The organism is Haemophilus sp. SZY H56 (assembly GCF_054332415.1).
Window position 1 is genome coordinate 45,331 of record NZ_JBTGNX010000007.1, and the last position, 22,636, is coordinate 67,966.

The window sequence follows — 22,636 nt, forward strand, 5'->3', positions numbered from 1 at the left end:
TTATATAAAATGCCAGACATTAAACTCTTTGCTGGAAATGCTACGCCTGAGCTAGCAAAAAAGATTTCTGAACGTCTTTACATTTCATTAGGCGATGCCACCGTTGGACGCTTTAGCGACGGTGAAATCCAAGTGCAAATTAATGAAAATGTGCGTGGTGCAGACGTATTTATTATTCAATCCACCTGTGCACCAACGAATGACAACCTGATGGAATTGATTGTAATGGTTGATGCTTTACGTCGTGCATCAGCTGGTCGTATTACTGCCGTTGTTCCTTATTTCGGTTATGCTCGTCAAGATCGTCGTGTGCGTTCTGCTCGTGTTCCAATCACTGCAAAAGTGGTAGCAGATTTACTTTCAACAGTAGGAATTGACCGAGTATTAACTTGTGACTTACACGCAGAGCAAATCCAAGGCTTCTTTGATGTACCAGTTGATAACGTATTCGGTTCACCTGTTTTACTTGATGATATCTTGAAGAAAACCGATCTTGTCAATCCTATCGTTGTTTCGCCAGATATCGGCGGTGTGGTACGTGCACGTGCGGTAGCGAAATTATTAAATGATACCGAAATGGCAATTATCGACAAACGTCGTCCACGTGCAAACGTATCGCAAGTGATGCACATTATCGGGGATGTCGCAGATCGTGATTGTATCCTTGTCGATGATATGATTGATACAGGTGGTACATTATGTAAAGCCGCTGAAGCATTAAAAGAACGTGGTGCAAAACGTGTATTTGCTTACGCAACTCACGCCGTATTCTCTGGTGCAGCCGCACAACATTTAGCGAGCGATGCGATTGATGAAATTGTCGTGACAGATACTGTTCCACTTTCACCTGAAATGCAAGCGCTTGGTAAAGTTCGCGTACTGACTCTTTCTACCATGCTTGCTGAAGCAATTCGTCGTATCAGCAATGAAGAATCTATTTCAGCAATGTTTGAATAATTCTTTCGCTTAGTATTCATTTTAAAAGTGCGGTCGGAAAATCTTGTGTTTTTCGACCGCACTTTTTTATACTTTCGTTAAAAATAGACATAAAAAAAGTGCCCCATTGGGGCACTACTCGGAAAGCAAAATAGATGTCGGCTATTTAAAAATAGCACTTGTTTTTAGTGATTAAAGAATACGACAAAGTCCTTTACATTGCAAATAGCAATATTCAAATTTGTGAGCTAAATCACGATTTTTCTTCACTTTTTTATGTTTAATCGTTTTCGTATAAAAAAAGAGGAGCTGACTACTCCTCTTCTCCAGAAATAGAATTAAATTAGCCGTTAATAAATTTTTCGCCTAATTCAATATCCGCACGCAATGTTGATAACATTGCTTCTAAAGCTTCTTGTTCAAATTTGCTTAAGGTACCGATTGGTAAAATTTCTTCTACACCTTCTTTACCTAAACGTACAGGTTGAGCAAAGAAACGTGCATATTTACCGTCACCTTCAACATAAGTACATTCAACCACAGTTTCGCCGCTTAAGCCTTTCACTAATGAACGCGCAAAACGTGCTGCCGCTTGAGCCATAGAAAGTGTTGCAGAACCGCCACCTGCTTTTGCTTCAACCACTTCAGTACCTGCGTTTTGGATACGTTTAGTTAATGGTGCAATTTCCTCTTCTTTCCACTCAGCATACTGAACTTGTGAAAGTAATGGAAGAATCGTCACACCTGAGTGTCCACCAATTACCGGTACGCTTGTACGAGAAACATTTAAGCCTTTTAATTCAGATACAAATGTTTCAGAACGTAACACGTCTAAAGTGGTGACACCGAATAATTTACGTTTGTCGTAAACACCCGCTTTTTTCAATACTTCTGCAGCAATCGCAACCGTCGTGTTCACAGGATTGGTGATAATACCTACACAAGCTTTTGGACAAGTTTTTGCAACATGTTCAATTAAGTTACGCACGATACCTGCATTGATATTGAAAAGATCTGAACGATCCATGCCCGGTTTACGAGCTACCCCTGCAGAAATTAAAACGACATCCGCACCTTTAAGTGCAGGTGTTGGATCTTCTCCTGCAAAACCTTCTACTTTAACCGCTGTTGGGATATGGCTCACATCTTTAGCCACACCTGGTGTCACTGGTGCAATATCATACAGTGCTAATTCACTTTCAGCGGGTAATTGTAATTTAAGTAATAAGGCTAATGCTTGACCAATGCCGCCTGCTGCGCCTAATACTGCAACTTTCATAAAATACTCCTCATGTATTAATCAATCCTAACTAGGTAGGATTTTAAGGTTTTCATTAATAAATTACAAACAGAGAAATTCAATTATGAGATCTAGTTCAAACTTTTCAAATGACAGGTTTATTTTAATTGCCTAAAATGAATTTTTATGCAATTCTTATGCAGATTCCCCTATATGAGAATATCTATGTCAGATCAATTAACTAAAGCATTTAAAGAACTGCTCAATCAAGAACGATTTGCTTCTCAAAGTGAAATTGTTGAAGCCTTAAAAAACCAAGGATTTCAAAGCATTAACCAGTCTAAAGTTTCACGCATGCTAAGTAAATTTGGTGCAGTTCGTGCAAGAAATACGAAAATGGAAATGGTGTATTGCTTACCAAGTGAATTAAGCGTTCCCGCCACTAGCAGCCCATTAAAAAATCTGGTTTTAGATGTTGATCACAATGATTTCGTTATCGTCATTAAAACCTCTCCCGGTGCGGCACAGTTAATTGCCCGCTTATTGGATTCCATTGGTAAACCTGAAGGCATTTTGGGTACGATTGCGGGAGATGACACCATTTTTGTAACACCAACAAAAGACATAACAATCAAATCACTTCTAGAGCAAATTCAAATGCTTTTTGAAAGTAATCTATCATGAATATCTTAGTGACCGGCGGAACGGGATTCGTTGGAAAACCCTTAGTTGAAGCGCTACTTTCACGTGGCGATACCGTGACAGTATTAACTCGCTCTATTGAAAAAGCCCAATCTATTTTTCTTGAAAAAACACCTCAATTTTTGACCGCACTTTTAACACTCAAAGACTTGAATACCTTTGATGCGGTTATTAATCTTGCCGGTGAGCCAATCTTCGATAAAAAATGGACAGTTCAACAAAAAGAAAAACTGCGTCATAGCCGAATTAATTTAACACAACAGCTTGTCCAACTTATTAATCAAAGTGATAATCCACCCACCTTGATTTCGGGTTCTGCAACGGGAATTTATGGAAACTGCGGTGACGAGCAGATCACTGAAAATACAAATCCAAATACTCAATTTACCGCTCAACTTTGTATTGATTGGGAAAATGCGGCAAAGCAAGCCAACACAAGAGTCTGTTTAGTGAGAACCGGGTTAGTGCTTTCTCCAAAAGGTGGGGCTTTTGCAAAAATTCTACCGCTCTATCGCTTCGGATTAGGCGGAAAATTAGGGAATGGTGAGCAATATTGGAGTTGGATCGCGTTAGAGGATATGGTAGAAGGCCTTCTCTTTTTACTTAATCATAATAATTGTGAAGGTGCATTTAATTTTACTGCACCACATCCAGTTAAAAACAAGACCTTTAACCAATTATTAGGTCAAGCATTACATCGTCCTTGTTTTGCTCACGTGCCTCAATTTTTACTCACTTCTCTTCTCGGTGAACGTACTTGCATTCTATTAGACAGTCAGAATGCCTATCCAAAACATTTGTTAGATTGTGGATTTACATTCAAATATTCAGAATTAAGTGATTATTTCCATAATATACTTTAAAAACAAAAGGCTGACATTTTATCAGCCTTTTTACTTTGCAAACCCATTATGCTAAATATTCTAAAAATTCCCCTACGGTGTGGAAAGATCCAAATACCAGCACAATGTCATTTTTATCTGCATTTTTCACCGCACTTTGCACACCTTCAATGACAGAGTCTTCAGAAACACTTTTTGCTGATGGGTAAACTGATGTTAATTTTGCATTCAAGTCATCACCCGATTGACCACGGTAACCACCTAATGTGACACAATGCCATTGGTCAATAATGAAAGTAAGTTGGATAAACACCGACTCGGCATCTTTATCTTTTAACATACCACAAACGGCAATAATGCGACCTGAAATTTGTGTTTTAAGTGTGGTCAATTTTTCGGCTAAATATTTTGCCGCATGAGGGTTATGCCCAACATCAATGATCACTTTTGGCAACTGTGAATAGGATACATTCAAGCGATCTGCTAGCTTTTCTAACTGATTACCTTTCAATTGTTGGAAACGCCCCACCAATTCCACTTCAATTAATGAACGTTTGATAGTCTCAACAGAAATATCAAAAGGCAGCAGTTCAACAGCTGCCAAAGCTGTTGCGGCATTAGCTAATGGAATTTGGCAAAACGGCAGATTTTCTAACCGCACTTTATTACTCTGCCACATCCAAGTTTGTTCATTAGCTTTAAACGACCAAGTAACATCTCGGCGTGAAACATGACAATGTAATTTCTCAGCTTGTTCTAACATAGGCTGCGGAACATTAGGTTCGCCAATCACAACCGGTTTATTCGTACGGAAAATACCCGCTTTTTCAAAGCCAATTTCTTCGCGAGTTGAACCTAGAAAATCTGTATGATCAATATCAATACTGGTGATAACCGCCAGATCATTATCCACAATATTGGTTGCATCTAAGCGTCCACCAAGCCCCACTTCTAAAATGACGACATCAAGCTTCGCTTGTTTGAATAAATGCAACGCTGATAAAGTGCTAAATTCAAAATAAGTGAGGGACTGCGTTTTATGCTTTTCGATGAAATCAAAAGAAGCAGTATGCATTTTATCCGGCAAGTCTTGATTTTGAATACGAACACGTTCGTTATAACGCAATAAATGAGGTGAGGAATACACACCCACACGCAAGCCGTGATTTAACAGAATAGTTTCAAGCAAACGACAAGTCGTGCCTTTGCCATTTGTCCCCCCTACCGTGATCACATAAGGTGCGGGATTCAAGAGATCCAATTCTTCTGCCACGGATTTTATGCGCTCTAGCCCTAAATCAATAGCTTTAAAGTGACTGTTTTCCAAATAAGAAAGCCACTCAGCGAGTGGCGAAGTGGCTTTTAAATTCATTATATTACTCATGTTCAACAACTTCTACTTCAACAAAAGGTGAAGGTTGATTGGTGAGTTTGCTTAAAAGGTTTCCAAGGGTTGAACGCATTTCTGAACGTTTCACGATCATATCAATTGCCCCTTTCTCGAGTAAGAATTCACTGCGTTGGAAGCCTTCTGGTAATTTTTCACGTACGGTTTGTTCAATAACTCGTGGGCCTGCAAAACCGATTAATGCTTTTGGTTCAGCAATGTTTACATCACCTAACATCGCAAAACTTGCAGATACACCACCTAATGTCGGATCCGTTAATACTGAAATAAACGGCACACCTTTTTCACGTATTTTAGCTAATACCGCACTGGTTTTTGCCATTTGCATTAATGAGAAAAGTGCTTCTTGCATACGTGCACCACCACTTGCAGAGAAACAAACAAACGGACAATTTAATTCCATTGCTTTTTCTGCCGCTTTCACAAATTTTGAACCCACAACAGAGCCCATTGAACCGCCCATAAAACTGAAGTTAGATGCAGCGACAACTACAGGCATATTGTAAAGTGTACCCGTCATTGTGATTAACGCATCTTTTTCACCGGTTTCTTTTTGTGCAGCAGTAATACGATCTTTATATTTTTTTAAATCTTTAAATTTAAGAATATCTTTTGGTTCTAAATCAGCCGATAATTCTTGGCTTGAACCTTCATCTAATAAGGCTAAAAGGCGCTCACGAGCATCAATGCGCATATGATGGCCGCATTTTGGGCAAACATGTAAATTACGTTTTACTTCTTCGCCGTAAAGGACTTGTTCGCAAGAGGTACATTTTGTCCAAACCCCTTCTGGCACGTTTGCTTTACGTGATGTAGCGGAAGAGGTTCCTTTGCTAAAAATTTTATCAATCCAGCTCATTTTTTACCTTTTTTATTAACTAGAAAAGTTTGCGTATTTAATCATAATTTAGCGAAATTTGCTAGTCAGATGAGATTATCTTCTAAAAACAACGGCCCTAAATTTTTCTGTGGAATCGCAAATTTTTCAGGGTAAATGACATTCACTAAATATAAGCCTTCGGGTTTCGCTGTTGGAGCGGCTAATTTACGATCTTTTTGCTCTAACAACCATTTCATCCACTCAACAGGTTGATTACCGGCACCGACTTCAATCAAGCTTCCCACAATGTTGCGTACCATATGATGCACAAAAGCATTGGCTTGAATATCCACAATAATGTACTGCCCTTTTCGCATCACATTTAAATGATGCACATTTCGCCAAGGGGTATTTGATTGACACTGTGCCGCACGGAAAGAGGAAAAATCATTTTCGCCCAATAAAAACTGCCCCGCCTGGTGCATTTTCTCTTCGTCCAAATCTAAATGGCAATGGGTAATTCCTTCCGGCAAAATGGCTGAACGCAATTTATTACAATATAAAATATAACGATAACGACGCGCGGTTGCCGAAAAACGGGCATGAAATTCATCATCCACTACTTTTGCCCAACTCACTGAAATATCATCAGGCAAATTCGCATTAGTACCAAATGCCCAGGCTTTTTCAGGGCGAACCGCTTTGGTTTCAAAATGAACGACTTGTCCTGTGCCGTGCACACCAGAGTCTGTTCTGCCCGCACAAAATACTTCAATTTTTTCATTTGCCACAAAAGATAACGCTTTTTCTAATTCTTCTTGTACGCTACGCACTTTCTCTTGTCGCTGCCAGCCACAATACTGTTTTCCGTTATATTCAATGCCTAAGGCTATCTTCATTGGAAAATACTCCTAAAACGATTTCAAATTTGACCGCACTTTGCCCAAAAAGAAAAAACACCAATAACTCATCATTATTGGTGTTCTTATCACAAGCTAAAAATTAAGCACGTTTGAAGTCAATGTGAACCAATTTTGGTTTGAATGGGTGACGTTGCATTGCTTGAACTTTCACTGCAACTTCTTTACCTTCAACCACTAAAGTGATTACATCGCTATAGAAAGAATCGTGAACTTGTGCATTGTTTAATTCATCGTGATTTAAGATGATTGAAACAGGTGCTTCACTGCCACCATAAATGATTGCAGGGATTTGACCGTTGTGACGCAGGCGGCGGCTCGCACCCTTACCTTGCGCTTGACGAACTTCAGCGTTAAATTTAAATGCCATTTTAATGTTCTCTTGATTAAAAGTTTAAAATAAAAAATTGCAGGCGACCCAGCAATTTTCCTAAATTTGCTCAAAGACAAACTTTGAGAGCGACGGATTATAAAATATTCAGCCCCACAATGCAAATTTACTCAGCAATTTTTTTCTAGGCTTTTCAAGGCAAAGCGATTAAAATAAGCCCCAATTTTTAATTAATTTTAACTAACTGATTGTAAGTGGGTTTCAAATGGAATTTCTTATCAGCTTTTTTACCGATTACGGTTATTGGGCGGTGCTATTTGTTCTTATTATTTGTGGTTTTGGTGTACCTATTCCAGAAGATATCACGCTTGTATCCGGTGGCGTAATTGCTGGTCTTTATCCTGAAAGTGTAAACTCCCATTTAATGTTATTAGTCAGCATGATCGGCGTACTTGCTGGTGACTCTTGTATGTATTGGCTTGGTCGCATTTACGGCACCCGAATTCTTCGTTTCCGTCCAATGCGTAAAGTAATCACTCTACAACGCTTAAAAATGGTACGTGAAAAATTTGCCCAATACGGCAACCGCGTACTATTTGTGGCTCGTTTCCTTCCAGGATTACGCGCACCGATTTACATGGTCTCAGGCATTACCCGCCGCGTAAGCTACACTCGCTTTGTGTTAATTGATTTCTGTGCCGCGATTATTTCCGTACCAATTTGGGTTTACCTTGGCGAATTCGGTGCAAGAAACTTAGATTGGTTACACGAACAAATCCAAAAAGGTCAGATTGTAATTTATATCCTTGTTGGCGCATTAGCGGTTTTCTTATTCTGGAAATGGAAAAAAGCGAAGAAACAGGCTAAATAATTTCTTATAAAGTGCGGTCAAAAATTTATAAATTTTCGTCAATTAAAAAACGCTTAATAATTTTATTAAGCGTTTTTTTGTTTTTGTTAATCTACTCTCACATCTTTATTTTCTAAATAAGCAGAAAAAAGATGTCCCTTGAAACTTACATTTCAAGGGACAGAGCTTTGCGAGAAATCTTTTCTCTTATTGTAACAACGTTTTTCATTTCGCAGTGCCATTACAACGAGGTGAATTCTATCTATTTATTTTTTTATCGTCAATATATTTTTTATACAAAAATCTGTTAAAATTTAAACAAAAAAACTAATGAAAAGGAACCAACCTTATGGAAAATAAAAACTTACATTATATCCTTGGTCTCGACCTTGGTATCGCCTCTGTTGGCTGGGCTGTAGTTGAAATTGACGAAAAAGAGAATCCTCTGCGTTTAATTGATGTTGGTGTTCGTACTTTCGAACGAGCAGAAGTACCCAAAACAGGTGAAAGTCTCGCGCTTTCTCGCCGTTTAGCCCGCGCTGCTCGTCGATTAACTCAACGTCGCGTTGCTCGCCTGAAAAAAGCAAAACGACTTCTAAAATCAGAAAATATCCTATTATCCACTGATGAACGTCTTCCTCATCAAATTTGGCAGCTACGTGTCGAAGGTCTAGATCGAAAACTAGAACGCCAAGAATGGGCTGCTGTGTTATTGCATTTAATTAAGCATCGTGGTTATTTATCTCAGCGTAAAAATGAAAGTAAAAGCGAAAATAAAGAGCTAGGTGCGTTATTAAGCGGTGTAGCCAGTAACCATGAATTATTGCAACAAGCTACATATCGTACGCCTGCAGAACTTGCTGTAAAAAAATTTGAGATCGAAGAAGGTCATATCCGTAACCAGCAAGACGCCTATACTCACACGTTTAGCCGACTAGACTTACTCGCCGAAATGGAACTTCTCTTCTCTCGTCAACAACTCTTTGGTAATCCATTCGCTTCAGAAAAATTATTAGAAAATTTAACCGCACTTTTAATGTGGCAAAAGCCCGCCTTATCTGGTGAAGCCATTTTAAAAATGCTCGGTAAATGTACTTTTGAAGATGAATATAAGGCGGCTAAAAATACCTATACTGCAGAACGTTTTGTTTGGATAACAAAATTAAATAATTTACGTATTCAAGAAAATGGCTTAGAGCGTGCTTTAAGTGATAATGAACGTTTAATGTTAATCGAGCAACCTTATGAAAAAGCTAAATTAACTTATGCACAAGTACGTTCAATATTAAATTTATCTGATGATGCAATCTTTAAAGGCGTCCGTTATTCCGGTGAAGATAAAAAAGCCATTGAAACCAAAACAACTCTGATGGAAATGAAAGCCTACCATAAAATTCATGATGTATTAAAGAGTAATAACCTAAAAGCTGAATGGGCGGAATTAAAGACAAATCCAACATTGTTAGATGAAATTGGCACGGCATTTTCATTATATAAAACTGATGAAGGTATCAGCGCTTACTTAGCAGGAAAACTTTCTCAGCCTGTATTAAATGCCTTATTATTGGAAAACCTTAGTTTTGATAAATTTATCCAATTATCTCTTAAAGCTTTATATAAACTTCTACCATTAATGCAACAAGGGCTACGCTATGACGAGGCTTGTCGTGAAATTTATGGCGATCATTATGGTAAAAAAACAGAAGAGACCCATCACTTCTTACCACAGATTCCAGCTGATGAAATTCGTAATCCTGTAGTTTTAAGAACGCTCTCGCAGGCTCGTAAAGTAATTAATGGCATAGTGAGATTATATGGTTCGCCCGCTCGTATTCATATTGAAACAGGACGAGAAGTTGGCAAATCTTACAAAGATCGTCGAGAACTAGAAAAACGTCAAGAAGAAAATCGCAAACAGCGTGAAAACGCAATCAATGAGTTTAAAGAGTATTTTCCTCATTTTGCTGGTGAACCTAAAGCTAAAGACATTTTAAAAATGCGACTTTATAAACAACAAAATGCAAAATGTTTATATTCCGGTAAACCTATCGAATTACACCGTTTATTAGAAAAAGGCTATGTAGAAGTCGATCATGCCTTGCCATTTTCCCGCACTTGGGATGATAGCTTCAACAATAAAGTATTGGTGCTTGCTAATGAAAATCAAAACAAAGGCAATTTAACCCCTTTTGAATGGCTTGATGGTAAACATAACAGCGAACGCTGGAGAGCTTTCAAAGCATTAGTTGAAACAACTGTATTCCCTTATGCGAAAAAACAACGCATCCTAAGCCAAAAGCTTGATGAAAAGGGCTTTATTGAACGTAACTTAAATGATACGCGCTACGTTGCTCGTTTCTTATGTAACTTTATTGCAGATAATATGCACTTAACAGGTGAAGGAAAACGTAAAGTCTTTGCTTCCAACGGGCAAATTACTGCTTTACTTCGTAGCCGTTGGGGATTAGCAAAATCACGTGAAGACAATGATCGCCATCACGCTTTAGATGCCGTTGTGGTCGCTTGCTCAACCGTCGCTATGCAGCAAAAAATCACACGTTTTGTTCGTTTTGAAGCAGGTGATGTATTCACTGGAGAACGAATAGATCGTGAAACAGGTGAAATTATTCCATTACACTTCCCTACACCATGGCAATTTTTCAAACAAGAAGTTGAAATCCGAATTTTTAGTGATAATCCTAAACTGGAGCTAGAAAATAGATTACCGGATCGTCCACAAGCAAATCATGAATTTGTCCAACCTCTTTTTGTATCTCGAATGCCAACACGCAAAATGACTGGTCAAGGACACATGGAAACCGTGAAATCCGCGAAACGTCTCAATGAAGGGATAAGCGTGATTAAAATGCCACTCACTAAATTAAAATTAAAAGATTTAGAATCAATGGTAAATCATGAGCGTGAAAAAGAGCTTTATGACGCATTAAAAGCTAGCTTAGAGGCTTTCAATGATGATCCTGCTAAAGCGTTTGCTGAACCTTTTATGAAAAAAGGCGGGGCTATTGTTAAATCAGTACGAGTAGAACAAATACAAAAATCTGGAGTATTAGTCCGTGAGGGTAATGGTGTCGCAGATAATGCCTCTATGGTGAGAGTGGATGTCTTCACTAAAGATGGAAAATATTTCCTTGTACCAATTTATACCTGGCAAGTAGCGAAAGGTATTTTGCCTAATAAAGCTGTTATTCAGGGAAAAGATGAAGAAGATTGGGAAAATATGGATGACAATGCAACTTTCCAATTTTCATTACACCAAAATGACTTAGTAAAATTAGTCACTAAAAAGAAAACTATTTTGGGTTACTTTAATGGACTTAATCGTTCCACAGGTAATATTGATATTAAAGAGCATGATTTAGATAAATCTAAGATCAAAGATGGTATTCATCAAAGTGTCGGCATAAAACTTGCTACTTCCTTTGAAAAATATCAAGTAGATGAACTTGGCAAAAATATTCATTTATGTAAACCAAGTAAACGTCAAGCTGTTCGTTAATTTTCTCCAATCCCCATCGCATTGCCTATGGGGATTTTTTATAAGGAAACATTATGACATGGAGAAGTCTTCTTATTAGCAAAGGAGGAAAACTCTCTTTGCATCAGCAACAAATGCTAATTCAGCAAGAAGGGAAAGAATTTACCGTTCCTTTAGAAGATATTGCTATTGTTGTTGTGGAAAGCCGAGAAACAGTGATTACCTTTCCGTTACTCTCTGCATTCGGTTTATATGGGATCACTTTATTGAGTTGTGATGAACAATTTTTACCTTGTGGTCAATGGCTCCCTTTTAATCAATATTATCGACAATTAAAAACCCTTAAATTACAACTTGAAACCAGTTTGCCACTGAAAAAACAACTTTGGCAACGAATTGTGCAACAAAAAATTCGTAATCAAGCAAAAGTCTTATCACTCTGTCAGTTTCAAGAAAAATCAGAACGCTTACTCCAGCTCGCTAATTTAGTGAAATCAGGTGATAAAGATAATCTTGAGGCACAAAGTGCGGTTATTTATTTCTCTGGATTATTCGGCACTCATTTCAGACGAAAAGAAGAAGACAATGCGATTAATATACATCTGAACTATGCTTATTCAGTTATGCGTTCAGCTGTGGCAAGAAGCCTTGTTCTTTATGGTTGGCTACCTCAATTAGGTTTATTTCATCATAGTGAACTTAATGCCTTTAATTTGGCTGATGATTTTATTGAACCTTTTCGCCCTATTGTTGATTTGCTTGTATCGAACTTGCTCGAAAAAGGCTTACTCTCCAAAAACCTTAGTCCTATATCAAAACAACAATTAATAAAAATCTTACATCATCAACTACGCTTTAAGCGGGAAAAAGTGAGTGTTTTAACTGCCATAGATAAAAGTGTTGCCTCTTTACAAATTGCACTTATTCAAAAAAATGCAGCATTATTGCAGTTACCAGAAATTGATACACTACAGGAATATCAATATGAGTGAGGAAGTATTTATGCGTATGATCGTTCTATTCGATTTACCGGTCACCACTAAAGCAAAAATGCGGACGGCAAACCAATTCCGCCAATTTTTACTTAAAGATGGTTATCAAATGTTGCAACTTTCTATTTACACTCGAATTATTAAAGGGCGAGATGCTTTAGAAAAACATCATAAAAGACTCGTCGCACACTTACCTGAAGAGGGTTCAATTCGATGTTTATCTATTACAGAAAAACAATTTGCGAGCATGGAAATTTTAGTGGGAGAGAAAAAACCGCAAGAAAAAAAGTCAATTCAAATCAATTACTGCTTTTTTAACCGTTTTTTTAGACAAAAAAAAGCCCCTAAACCTTACGGTATGGGGCTTTTTGCTGTCCCTATTATAGCACTGCGAAATAAAAAAGGGAGCTACAACGTTAGAACATTACACATCACTTTTAAAAAAATTATAGCACTGCGAAATAAAAAAGGGAGCTACAACTTTTAAATGCTTTGAGTGGGTGTCTTTTATATTATAGCACTGCGAAATAAAAAAGGGAGCTACAACGTACTTGCAGTAGGCTCACGGCTACGCCGTATTATAGCACTGCGAAATAAAAAAGGGAGCTACAACTTAAACTATTTAAAACAAAAAGACTATTCAATTATAGCACTGCGAAATAAAAAAGGGAGCTACAACCCAAAAAACTGCCTATTTTGCCAATGAAGCATTATAGCACTGCGAAATAAAAAAGGGAGCTACAACTTAAAGAGCGTTTACTTTACACAGGCATTGAATTATAGCACTGCGAAATAAAAAAGGGAGCTACAACTGCATTTCCGCATAAAAACAAGTACGGTACATTATAGCACTGCGAAATAAAAAAGGGAGCTACAACCGGTAACTTGTGAAAGCCGTAGGCGGTAACATTATAGCACTGCGAAATAAAAAAGGGAGCTACAACCCATTTACGCAAAATTTCTATCGTTTTTCGATTATAGCACTGCGAAATAAAAAAGGGAGCTACAACAAGCGTGACGATACATACGACGCAGAAATGATTATAGCACTGCGAAATAAAAAAGGGAGCTACAACAGCGGTTGTGATTTTGTAGTTGATGAGCTAATTATAGCACTGCGAAATAAAAAAGGGAGCTACAACTGGGGCTGATTTCAGGCTAGATTGTCAAACATTATAGCACTGCGAAATAAAAAAGGGAGCTACAACACAAATACTGACTGGGGATTACCTTATTTAATTATAGCACTGCGAAATGAAAAAAGGGTGTTATTACAATACAGTATAAATTTATTATTTAATAATAATGTATTTAACTTTATTCTCTTCTTGCATTTTTTTCTGATGCTCTCTCTCCCATTTTTTATATAAAAAATAGATTAATATCCTAAATAAGACAAGAAATACGAGGTAAGTAAATACAATACCTAAAAGTACATTCCATATTACACCATGAATAACGCCAATCAGCACTAAAATAATTGAAAGCGGAAATAGAAAAAACACATTAAACACGACAATAAACTCTCTGCCTAAAAAGCGAATAAGAGCAATTTCATCTTTAAACATATTTCCTCCTTATAGTAATCTTAATTAACTATATCCCTCTTGCTTTTAAATAATTCTCCACTGTATCTACAATCGCTTGTGTTTGAGGATCAATTTCAATATTTACTAAATCGCCAATTTGGCGTTTGCCGATCAGAGTTCTATGCAAAGTTTCAGGAATTAAATTCACGCAGAATTCATCACCTTTCACTTCACCGATAGTAAGGCTGATGCCGTCAATCGCGATAAATCCTTTGGTGAGGATATATTTCATCACGTCTTTAGTAGGTAATTTAAACCAAATCTGACGATTGTTTTCGCTTTCGATAATCTGTGAAACGCTTGCAGTACAATAAACATGGCCAGATAAAATATGCCCACCAATTTCTGCACCCATTTGCATTGCGCGTTCAATATTGACAAAATCCCCTGCTTTTAAGCTGCCGAGATTGGTGATGCGCAAGGTTTCTTGCATTAGGTCAAAGCTCACAAGATCATCATGAATTTCAGTCACTGTTAAGCATACGCCGTTATTCGCCACTGATGCACCGATTTCTAAGCCTTTTCGCATTTCAGCTGGTAATTTTACGATCTGTGTTCTAAAATTATCGCTATCTTTAATTGTATGAATTTGGGCGATGCCCTGTACAATACCTGTAAACATTATTATTCCTTCATTAAAAACTTTTCCAATATTATAGCAAAATTTATGAATTCTCGTCTTTTTTCTCAATACCGTATTGATATTCAAAAACTTATCCGCATTGCGACACCTATCGGGCTTGCCCAGTTAGCTCAAACTGGCATGGGCACCGTGGATGTGATTATGGCGGGGCGTGTGAGCTCGGCTGATGTAGGCGGCGTCGGTATTGGCGCCTCCATTTGGCTACCTTTAGTACTTTTCGGACAAGGCTTATTACTCGCCTTGCCACCAACAATTTCCTATTTAAATGGTTCAGGGCAGCGCCATCGCATTGCTCACCAAGTAAGACAAGGCCTTTGGATTTCATTTTTAGTGATGATTCCCCTTGCTTTCATCATCTATCATAATGATTTCATATTACAGTTTATGAATATGGATACCCACATGGCAGATGTGACGATGAATTATTTGCGTGCGATGGTGTGGGGCTTACCTGCCTATTTATTGCTGATTAATTTCCGCTGTTTGAATGATGGCATTGCTAAGACCAAACCGTCCATGGTGATTACCTTCATGGGGTTAATGCTGAATATTCCACTGAATTATATATTTATTTACGGCAAATTTGGTGCGCCAGCATTGGGCGGTGTTGGTTGTGGTGTGGCAACGGCTATTGTCAACTGGGCGATGGCGATCTTAATGATTACTTATTCGGCCAAAAACTATAACGAACGTAGTTTAAAAGTCTTTGAAAAGATTATTGAAAAGCCTGACATCAAAACACTGAAAAAATTGACCGCACTTGGTTTACCTATTGCCATTGCGCTGTGCAGTGAAGTGTCACTGTTTGCCTTGAGTAGTTTATTACTTTCCCCATTAGGTGCGGATGTAGTCGCTAGCCACCAAATTGCCTTAAACACCAGTGCCGTAGCCTTTATGTTCCCCATGTCTATTGCGATGGCTGCAACCATTTTAGTGGCGCAAGAACTCGGTAATCACGCACCACAAAAAGCCAAAATCATGGCTCACGCTGCTATTATTCTTGGTTTGATCGCGGCAAGTGTATTGGCGTTGGTAATTTGGGTATTTAGTGCAGAAATCGCCGCATTAATTGTAGGCGATAATGCCACCGTTATTGCCCTTTCAGGCAGCTTATTAGCAATGGCGGCGATTTATCAATTTTCAGATTCGGTGCAAGTGGTAGTGAGCGGTATTTTACGTGGCTATAAAGATACCAAAATTATCCTTTATATCACGTTACTTGCCTATTGGGGCGTGGGTATCCCTGTTGGTTATATTCTTTCCCGCACGGATTGGATTGTTCCAAGCATCGGTGCAAAAGGCTTCTGGGTTGCGTTTATCATTGCATTAACCATTGCCGCCACTTTACTCTTTATACGTATGCGAAAAATCCAATCACAACCTGATGAAGCCATTATTCAACAGTTAGAAAGATTGAAGTAGTTAAAGTAAAAAGTGCGATCAAAAATTGACCGCACTTTTATCTTTTACATCACGACTACATCAAACTGTTCTTGATTGTAGTACTGTTCCGTTTTAACTTGAACCTGTTTGCTGATGAACATTTCAACCTCTGGCAATAAACCGTGCGATTCTTCTTTGATTAAATAATCCGCTACGGCTGGAGAGGCATAAACCACAAATTGTTCACTCGAGAATAAGTGGTTAACGCGAATAATCTCACGCATAATTTCATAGCATACCGTTTCAACGGTTTTTACACGTCCACGACCTTGACAAGTTGGGCATTCATCACACAATACGTGTTCTAAACTTTCGCGAGTACGTTTACGGGTCATTTCCACTAAGCCAAGTTGAGTAAAACCATTCACATTCGTTTTTACGCGATCTTTCGATAGGGCCTCTTCCAAGGATTCAATCACGCGATTGCGATGCTCATCGGTTTGCATATCAATAAAATCAATAATGATAATACCGCCTAAATTACGCAGTTGTAGCTGCTGCGCAATGGCTTTAGTGGCTTCAATATTGGTGTTAAAAATCGTTTCATCTAAATTTCGATGACCAACGAAAGCGCCCGTATTGATATCAATGGTCGTCATGGCTTCGGTTTGCTCAATAATGAGATAGCCGCCCGATTTTAAATTCACGCGTTTCTCTAAGGCATTTTGAATACCACGTTCTACGCCATAAATATCAAAAATCGGTTGACTGCCCGTATAAAGCATTAATTTATCACTTAATTCAGGCATAAATTCATCGGTAAATTCTTTCACTTCGTTAAAACAAAGTTTGGAATCAATATGAATTTTCTCTAAATTAGCGCCGATAAAATCACGCAGAATACGTTGTGGTAATGCGGGCTCACCATAAATTTTAGAACGGGTTGGATATTTGCCTTTACGCTCAAGCACTTTACGCCATAAACGTTTTAAAAATTCTGCATCTTGACGCAATTCCTCTTCCGTTGCACCTTCGGTGGCGGTACGAATAATAAAACCACCTAACTCATCACAAAAAGGCTCAACTAACGCTTTTAATCTTGCGCGCTCTTCTTCGCTTTCAATACGTTGCGATACCCCAACATGGCTATTTTCTGGCATAAAGACAAGATAACGAGAAGGCAATGTAATATCGGTGGTTAATCTTGCACCTTTGGTACCCAAAGGATCTTTTACCACTTGTACTACGATATCCTGACCCTCGCGTACGAGTTCAGAAATGCTTTTTGCTCGGAATTGCTTTTGTTCATTCACATCCACACACTCGGTATGTGAAACAATATCGGAAGCATGTAAAAATGCGGCTTTTTCTAAACCGATATCCACAAACGCAGATTGCATCCCCGGTAAAACACGAGTTACTCTCCCTTTATAAATATTCCCCACGATGCCACGTTTGGCTTGACGTTCAATATGAACTTCTTTTAAAACGCCCGTTTCCACCAACGCAACGCGGGTTTCATTGGGCGTAACATTCATTAATAATTCAACAGAATTCATTTTTTCGACCTTAGTTTTAATGGTATAAGTCTATCGAAAAGGGAAATAGAATAATAGCCCCAAATAAGGTAAAATATGACCTTTCTCAAATTTTCATAACTTATTTTGGGGTATTTAATGTTTGGTTTAGACCCAACACTTATTACTTTTAGTATTTATATTTTCGGCATGATTTTAATCGGTGTCCTTGCCTATTATTATACAAACAACTTATCCGATTATATTTTAGGTGGCCGTAAACTCGGGAGTTTTGTAACCGCCATGTCTGCTGGCGCATCTGATATGTCAGGCTGGCTATTAATGGGCTTGCCAGGTGCGGTATATGTATCTGGTTTAGTAGAAGGTTGGATCGCCATTGGTTTAATCCTTGGAGCTTATTTTAACTGGTTGCTCGTGGCGGGTCGCTTACGAATTTATACCGAATTTAACAACAATGCGCTCACATTACCAGAATATTTCCACCACCGCTTTGGCACAAAGCATCATCTCTTAAAAATTGTGTCTGCATCAATCATCTTAGCATTCTTCACGATTTATTGTGCCTCGGGTGTGGTTGCGGGTGCTAAATTATTCCAAAACCTATTCTCAGTCGACTACTCCACCGCCATTTGGTACGGCGCATTAGCGACTATTCTCTATACCTTTATTGGTGGTTTTTTAGCGGTAAGTTGGACTGATACGATTCAAGCGACATTAATGATTTTTGCCTTAATTTTAACGCCACTCTTCATCTTTTTAAGTTTGGGCGATGCATCACAATTTACGGAAGCACTCCATCAAGCTGAAATTGCGGCAAGTAAAGACTTTACCGATTTATTTAGTTCTACCACGCCATTAGGTTTATTAAGTTTAGCGGCTTGGGGCTTAGGTTATTTTGGTCAACCGCATATCCTTGCGCGTTTTATGGCGGCTTATTCGGTGAAATCATTAATCAAAGCACGCCGTATTAGTATGACGTGGATGGTGATTTGCTTAGCAGGTGCTATCGGTATCGGTTTCTTCGGTATCCCTTATTTCTTTGCGAATCCTGATGTTGCGGGCGTAGTAAATAATGAACCAGAACAAGTGTTTATTGAACTGGCTAAATTGCTCTTTAATCCATGGATTGCCGGTATTCTGCTTTCTGCGATTCTAGCAGCAGTAATGAGTACACTTTCCGCACAATTATTAATTTCTTCTAGCTCTATTACTGAAGATTTTTATAAAGGATTTATTCGTCCAAAAGCCGCTGAAAAAGAATTAGTTTGGTTAGGTCGTGCAATGGTTTTAGTTATTGCCGCTATCGCCATTTGGATTGCGCAAGATGAAAACAGCAAAGTACTAAAACTCGTTGAATTTGCATGGGCAGGCTTTGGTTCTGCATTTGGTCCTGTTGTACTTTTCTCCTTATTCTGGAAACGAATGACTTCTTCTGCAGCTTTAATTGGAATGATTGTGGGGGCTACCGTCGTATTTGCTTGGAGATCCGTCATTCCTAAAACCAGTGAGTGGTTTAACGTCTATGAAATGATCCCAGGTTTTACGCTTGCTAGCCTGGCAATTATTGTGGTTTCTCTCCTTTCTGCCGAACCAGAAAATGAAGTTAAAGAAACCTTTGAGAAAGCCGAAAAAGCCTATAAGGAAGCAAAATAATGATTGATTTTCGTCCTTTTTATCAGCAAATTGCCACCACCAATTTATCTGCTTGGCTAGAAACGTTGCCTTTGCAGTTAAAAGAATGGGAAAAACAAACCCATGGTGATTATGCCAAATGGTCAAAAATTGTGGACTTTCTTCCTGATTTGCAGGCAGATACCATCGATTTAAAAAATGCCGTGAAATCTGACCGCACTTCCCCACTTTTAGAGGGTGAAAAACAACGCATTATCCACCATTTAAAGCAATTTATGCCATGGAGAAAAGGACCTTATCATTTATTTGATATTCATGTAGATTGCGAATGGCGTTCTGATTTCAAATGGGATCGTGTCTTGCCTCATCTTGCTCCATTAAAAGATCGTACCATTTTAGATGTGGGTTGCGGTAGCGGCTATCATATGTGGCGAATGGTTGGCGAAGGTGCAAAAATGGTGGTGGGTATTGATCCAACCGAACTTTTCCTTTGCCAATTTGAAGCCGTTCGAAAATTATTAAATAACGATCGTCGAGCTAACTTAATCCCATTAGGTATTGAAGAAATGCAACCACTTGCGGCATTTGATACGGTATTCTCAATGGGTGTACTTTATCATCGTAAATCACCACTTGATCACCTCACACAGCTAAAAAATCAATTAGTAAAAGGTGGCGAGCTCGTCTTAGAAACCTTAGTAGTTGATGGCGATGTCAATACGGTATTAGTGCCTTCAGATCGCTATGCAAAAATGAAGAACGTATATTTTATTCCTTCTGTTGCTGCTCTCATTAATTGGTTGGAAAAAGTCGGCTTTACTAATGTGCGTTGTGTGGATGTCGCCACCACTACATTAGAAGAACAGCGTAAAACGGATTGGTTAGAAAATGAAAGTTTGATTGATTTCTTAGATCCAAATAATCACAGTAAAACCATCGAAGGCTATCAAGCTCCAACTCGCGCAGTGATTTTAGCCAATAAATAATTGCTTAAATAAAAGAGCGGTCAAAAAATTCAATGTTTTTTTGACCGCTCTTTACTTTTCTATTTTAATGCAATATGCACCGTAATCTCTTCGCGATCGTGATACAAATGTTTTGCTTGAATATCAAATTCCAATTCTTTTTCTGCTAACATCACAGCAAGATTTTCTAAGCACAACATCACTTCTTGATAACGTTTTTTCATTGGCAATTTCAAGTTGAAAATGGTTTCTCGGCACCAGCCGTTAATCAACCATTTCCCTATTAAATTCGCAATTCGACTTGGTTGCTCCACCATATCACACACAAGCCAATCAATATGCTTGCGTTTTGGTGGTTGGAATTTAAATCCGTCTTCTGGGCAATGTTCTATTCTACCGGTATCATGCAAACTGGCCGCCATTTTGCCGTGATCAACTGCATACACAAATAAACCACGTTTCACTAATTGATAAGTCCAGCCACCAGGGCAAGCTCCGAGATCAACGCCAACCATATTTTCATTTAAGCGTCTACTTTCTTCATGTCGAGGAATAAAGGTTAAAATCGCCTCTTCCAATTTTAAAGTTGAACGGCTTGGCGCATCCGCTGGGAATTTCAAACGTGGTATCCCCATAAAATGGGTAGAGTTATTGTCAAGATAAGAATACCCTACATAGCAGCAATTCGGCTGAGTGAAAAAACAATGTAAAATCTGACCGCGCTTTGCATTCGGCTTACCTTGTAACCAACCTTGTTTTTTCAACGCTTGGCGTAACGGCACGGTAAATTTTCGGCAAAATGTCGAAAGCGCTTTGGCTTCATTCGTATCAGCTGTTTCGACAAATAGCTCTACCGCTTGCTTAAGATTAATGCCTTCTGCAATATGTTTATATTGAGCCATAATTGGCGAGATACGATCTTGAGGATCGAGATTTTCTAAGAAATCTGAAACAACGATCATTTGACGCGCAAAAATCAAACGATTAAAAGGGATTTCTCGCGCTAAACGATCCGCATCACCCGGTTGATAACATTCAAAAATGACATAGCCGCTGTTTTCTACTACGCGAGCAAAACCAAATACACCACGCTCAGAGGCTCGGTCGGTAATTTCTGCGGCGACTTCTTTTTCAAAGCCAATTCGACAATATAAGGCTAATTTATTCATGTTTTCCTAATTTAATTGAATCTTTAATCCATGTTCTAAAGGCTTGAATTTGTTCATCATCTAAACGATCTAAATGATTGACCACATAGAATGATTTTGGATCCCGTAATTCGGTTGGTAACACAATTTGCAAATGACCGCTTTCAATTTCTTGCTGAGCCAAAATACGATTCGCTAACGCAATACCCTGCCCATGAACGGCCGCTTGCAATGCCATAAAAGTATGGCTAAATAACGGACCTTGCTGAATATTCAAATCATCTAATTTGAGATAATCCACCACCGCTTGCCAGTTATCTCGGGTATGCGTATGAATCAGCGTATGCTTTTTCAAATCATTAGCACAACTTACTGGTATTTTCTCAAGCAATGAAGGCGCAGCTAAAATTACTAAGTTCTCTTCGACCAAACGATCAACCTGTAAATTTTCCCAATCACCTTTACCATAATAAATAGCAATATCTATTTCTTTATCCAATAAACCTTCATCTTGATCAACGCCTTTTAAGCGTACTTCTATTTCAGGATATTGCTTATTAAAATCATTTAAATGTGGTACAAGCCACTGAATACCAAAGGTCTGTGGAACACTAATGGTTAAATGGGGCTCGGCCTTAAGTGTTAATAATCGTTCCGTCGCTTCATTTAATTTTCTTAAAATTTTATTAATATCGATAAAATACGCTTTCCCAAATTCTGTCAATTCGAGCGAACGATTTTTACGAATAAAAAGCTCAACACCTAAAAAATCTTCTAATAATTTTATTTGATGGCTTACAGCTGCTTGTGTTACACACAACTCATCAGCTGCTTTTGTAAAGCTTAAATGCCGTGCGGCTGATTCGAAAGACTTCAATGAATTAAGGGGAGGCAAACGTTTATACATAATTCTTCCCAAGGATAAAATTTTAGTTTATAATCAAAAAATATATATCGGATTAGTTTTTTTTATGCATTAAATAAAAAAACATCATTTGTCCTTTCACAACCTTCTACCTACAATACACCCATACTTAATGATTGGTAATTCCTTACAAGTTAATGAGTTTCAGGCTTAAGTATGATGTTGTGTTTGCATATAGTTCGGTTCTCCGAACTGGAGTAACAATTAAGTTACTCATTTACTTCCTGTATATATTAAACCATTCTGGTTAAGCGCTGCTCGTTTCGAGCGGCGTTT

General features: G+C 38.3%; 19 protein-coding genes, 1 pseudogene and 1 CRISPR repeat array. Of the genes and pseudogenes, 10 read left to right on the forward strand and 10 right to left on the reverse strand.

Going from position 1 to position 22,636, the window contains the following annotated elements:
* Positions 1 to 9 precede the first annotated feature (9 nt).
* Positions 10 to 957, forward strand: coding sequence for a ribose-phosphate pyrophosphokinase (locus ACXVWP_RS06755; protein ID WP_128787159.1), 948 nt, complete (start codon positions 10 to 12; stop codon positions 955 to 957).
* A 322-nt stretch (positions 958 to 1,279) separates the two neighbouring features.
* Here the strand turns inward: ACXVWP_RS06755 and mdh are convergent, their stop codons facing one another.
* On the reverse strand, positions 1,280 to 2,215 hold the full coding sequence (mdh, locus tag ACXVWP_RS06760) for a malate dehydrogenase (protein WP_128787158.1): 936 nt from the start codon (positions 2,213 to 2,215) through the stop codon (positions 1,280 to 1,282).
* 186 nt (positions 2,216 to 2,401) lie between these two features.
* On the opposite strand from mdh, the gene argR reads away from it, so the two are divergent.
* Together argR and ACXVWP_RS06770 are read left to right on the forward strand one after the other, a co-directional pair.
* Positions 2,402 to 2,860, forward strand: coding sequence for a transcriptional regulator ArgR (argR, locus tag ACXVWP_RS06765; RefSeq protein WP_369866721.1), 459 nt, complete (start codon positions 2,402 to 2,404; stop codon positions 2,858 to 2,860).
* Positions 2,857 to 3,741 carry a TIGR01777 family oxidoreductase gene (locus ACXVWP_RS06770; RefSeq protein ID WP_289901866.1) on the forward strand — a complete coding sequence of 295 codons (885 nt, stop codon included), beginning with the start codon at positions 2,857 to 2,859 and terminating at the stop codon, positions 3,739 to 3,741. The genes argR and ACXVWP_RS06770 overlap by 4 nt, the downstream gene beginning before the upstream one ends.
* Positions 3,742 to 3,787: 46 nt before the next feature.
* On the opposite strand, the gene folC is transcribed toward ACXVWP_RS06770, so the two are convergent.
* The 4 genes from folC to rplY form a co-directional block, all read right to left on the reverse strand.
* Positions 3,788 to 5,092, reverse strand: a complete 1,305-nt coding sequence (gene folC / locus ACXVWP_RS06775; RefSeq protein ID WP_128787998.1) for a bifunctional tetrahydrofolate synthase/dihydrofolate synthase — start codon at positions 5,090 to 5,092, stop codon at positions 3,788 to 3,790.
* A 4-nt stretch (positions 5,093 to 5,096) separates the two neighbouring features.
* Positions 5,097 to 5,987 carry an acetyl-CoA carboxylase, carboxyltransferase subunit beta gene (accD, locus tag ACXVWP_RS06780; RefSeq protein WP_297567664.1) on the reverse strand — a complete coding sequence of 297 codons (891 nt, stop codon included), beginning with the start codon at positions 5,985 to 5,987 and terminating at the stop codon, positions 5,097 to 5,099.
* 65 nt (positions 5,988 to 6,052) lie between these two features.
* Positions 6,053 to 6,847 carry a tRNA pseudouridine(38-40) synthase TruA gene (truA, locus tag ACXVWP_RS06785; RefSeq protein WP_289901867.1) on the reverse strand — a complete coding sequence of 265 codons (795 nt, stop codon included), beginning with the start codon at positions 6,845 to 6,847 and terminating at the stop codon, positions 6,053 to 6,055.
* A 103-nt stretch (positions 6,848 to 6,950) separates the two neighbouring features.
* A complete protein-coding gene (gene rplY / locus ACXVWP_RS06790) occupies positions 6,951 to 7,238 on the reverse strand; it encodes a 50S ribosomal protein L25 (protein WP_014065570.1) in 288 nt (95 codons plus the stop codon).
* A gap of 226 nt (positions 7,239 to 7,464) precedes the next feature.
* Here rplY and ACXVWP_RS06795 point away from each other — a divergent pair, with 226 nt between their 5' ends.
* From ACXVWP_RS06795 to cas2, 4 genes and pseudogenes are all read left to right on the forward strand, one after another.
* Entirely contained in the window at positions 7,465 to 8,070 is a 606-nt protein-coding gene (locus ACXVWP_RS06795) for a DedA family protein (RefSeq protein ID WP_128787149.1), read from the forward strand.
* A gap of 328 nt (positions 8,071 to 8,398) precedes the next feature.
* Positions 8,399 to 11,566, forward strand: coding sequence for a type II CRISPR RNA-guided endonuclease Cas9 (gene cas9 / locus ACXVWP_RS06800; protein ID WP_297567666.1), 3,168 nt, complete (start codon positions 8,399 to 8,401; stop codon positions 11,564 to 11,566).
* Positions 11,567 to 11,619: 53 nt separating this feature from the next.
* The gene (cas1, locus tag ACXVWP_RS06805; RefSeq protein ID WP_297567667.1) at positions 11,620 to 12,537 is read left to right on the forward strand and encodes a type II CRISPR-associated endonuclease Cas1; all 918 of its coding nucleotides are present in this window, start codon (positions 11,620 to 11,622) and stop codon (positions 12,535 to 12,537) included.
* A pseudogene (gene cas2 / locus ACXVWP_RS06810) lies at positions 12,530 to 12,855 on the forward strand (CRISPR-associated endonuclease Cas2). Before cas1 ends, cas2 begins: the two are co-directional and overlap by 8 nt.
* Before the next feature lie 61 nt (positions 12,856 to 12,916).
* Positions 12,917 to 13,745: direct repeats of the CRISPR family, unit length 36 nt; unit sequence ATTATAGCACTGCGAAATAAAAAAGGGAGCTACAAC.
* Between the two features lie 84 nt (positions 13,746 to 13,829).
* On the opposite strand, the gene ACXVWP_RS06815 reads toward cas2, so the two are convergent.
* On the reverse strand, positions 13,830 to 14,105 hold the full coding sequence (locus ACXVWP_RS06815) for a hypothetical protein (RefSeq protein ID WP_128787148.1): 276 nt from the start codon (positions 14,103 to 14,105) through the stop codon (positions 13,830 to 13,832).
* Positions 14,106 to 14,133: 28 nt separating this feature from the next.
* On the reverse strand, positions 14,134 to 14,748 hold the full coding sequence (locus tag ACXVWP_RS06820; protein ID WP_289901930.1) for a riboflavin synthase subunit alpha: 615 nt from the start codon (positions 14,746 to 14,748) through the stop codon (positions 14,134 to 14,136).
* A 45-nt stretch (positions 14,749 to 14,793) separates the two neighbouring features.
* Between ACXVWP_RS06820 and ACXVWP_RS06825 the strand changes: the two genes are divergently transcribed.
* Positions 14,794 to 16,191, forward strand: coding sequence for an MATE family efflux transporter (locus tag ACXVWP_RS06825; protein ID WP_289901931.1), 1,398 nt, complete (start codon positions 14,794 to 14,796; stop codon positions 16,189 to 16,191).
* A gap of 44 nt (positions 16,192 to 16,235) precedes the next feature.
* Here ACXVWP_RS06825 and rng read toward each other — a convergent pair whose 3' ends face one another.
* Entirely contained in the window at positions 16,236 to 17,711 is a 1,476-nt protein-coding gene (gene rng / locus ACXVWP_RS06830) for a ribonuclease G (protein WP_297567685.1), read from the reverse strand.
* 117 nt (positions 17,712 to 17,828) lie between these two features.
* Here rng and putP point away from each other — a divergent pair, with 117 nt between their 5' ends.
* Together putP and cmoB are read left to right on the forward strand one after the other, a co-directional pair.
* Positions 17,829 to 19,343 (forward strand): sodium/proline symporter PutP, encoded by a 1,515-nt coding sequence (putP, locus tag ACXVWP_RS06835; protein WP_297567687.1) that lies wholly within the window; start codon positions 17,829 to 17,831, stop codon positions 19,341 to 19,343.
* Complete coding sequence (cmoB, locus tag ACXVWP_RS06840) at positions 19,343 to 20,308, forward strand: tRNA 5-methoxyuridine(34)/uridine 5-oxyacetic acid(34) synthase CmoB (RefSeq protein WP_297567689.1); 966 nt, start codon at positions 19,343 to 19,345, stop codon at positions 20,306 to 20,308. Before putP ends, cmoB begins: the two co-directional genes overlap by 1 nt.
* A 59-nt stretch (positions 20,309 to 20,367) precedes the next feature.
* Here the strand turns inward: cmoB and rlmM are convergent, their stop codons facing one another.
* Positions 20,368 to 21,456, reverse strand: coding sequence for a 23S rRNA (cytidine(2498)-2'-O)-methyltransferase RlmM (gene rlmM, locus ACXVWP_RS06845; RefSeq protein WP_297567695.1), 1,089 nt, complete (start codon positions 21,454 to 21,456; stop codon positions 20,368 to 20,370).
* Entirely contained in the window at positions 21,449 to 22,342 is an 894-nt protein-coding gene (locus ACXVWP_RS06850; RefSeq protein ID WP_297567697.1) for a transcriptional regulator GcvA, read from the reverse strand. The genes rlmM and ACXVWP_RS06850 overlap by 8 nt, the downstream gene beginning before the upstream one ends.
* Positions 22,343 to 22,636 lie beyond the last annotated feature (294 nt).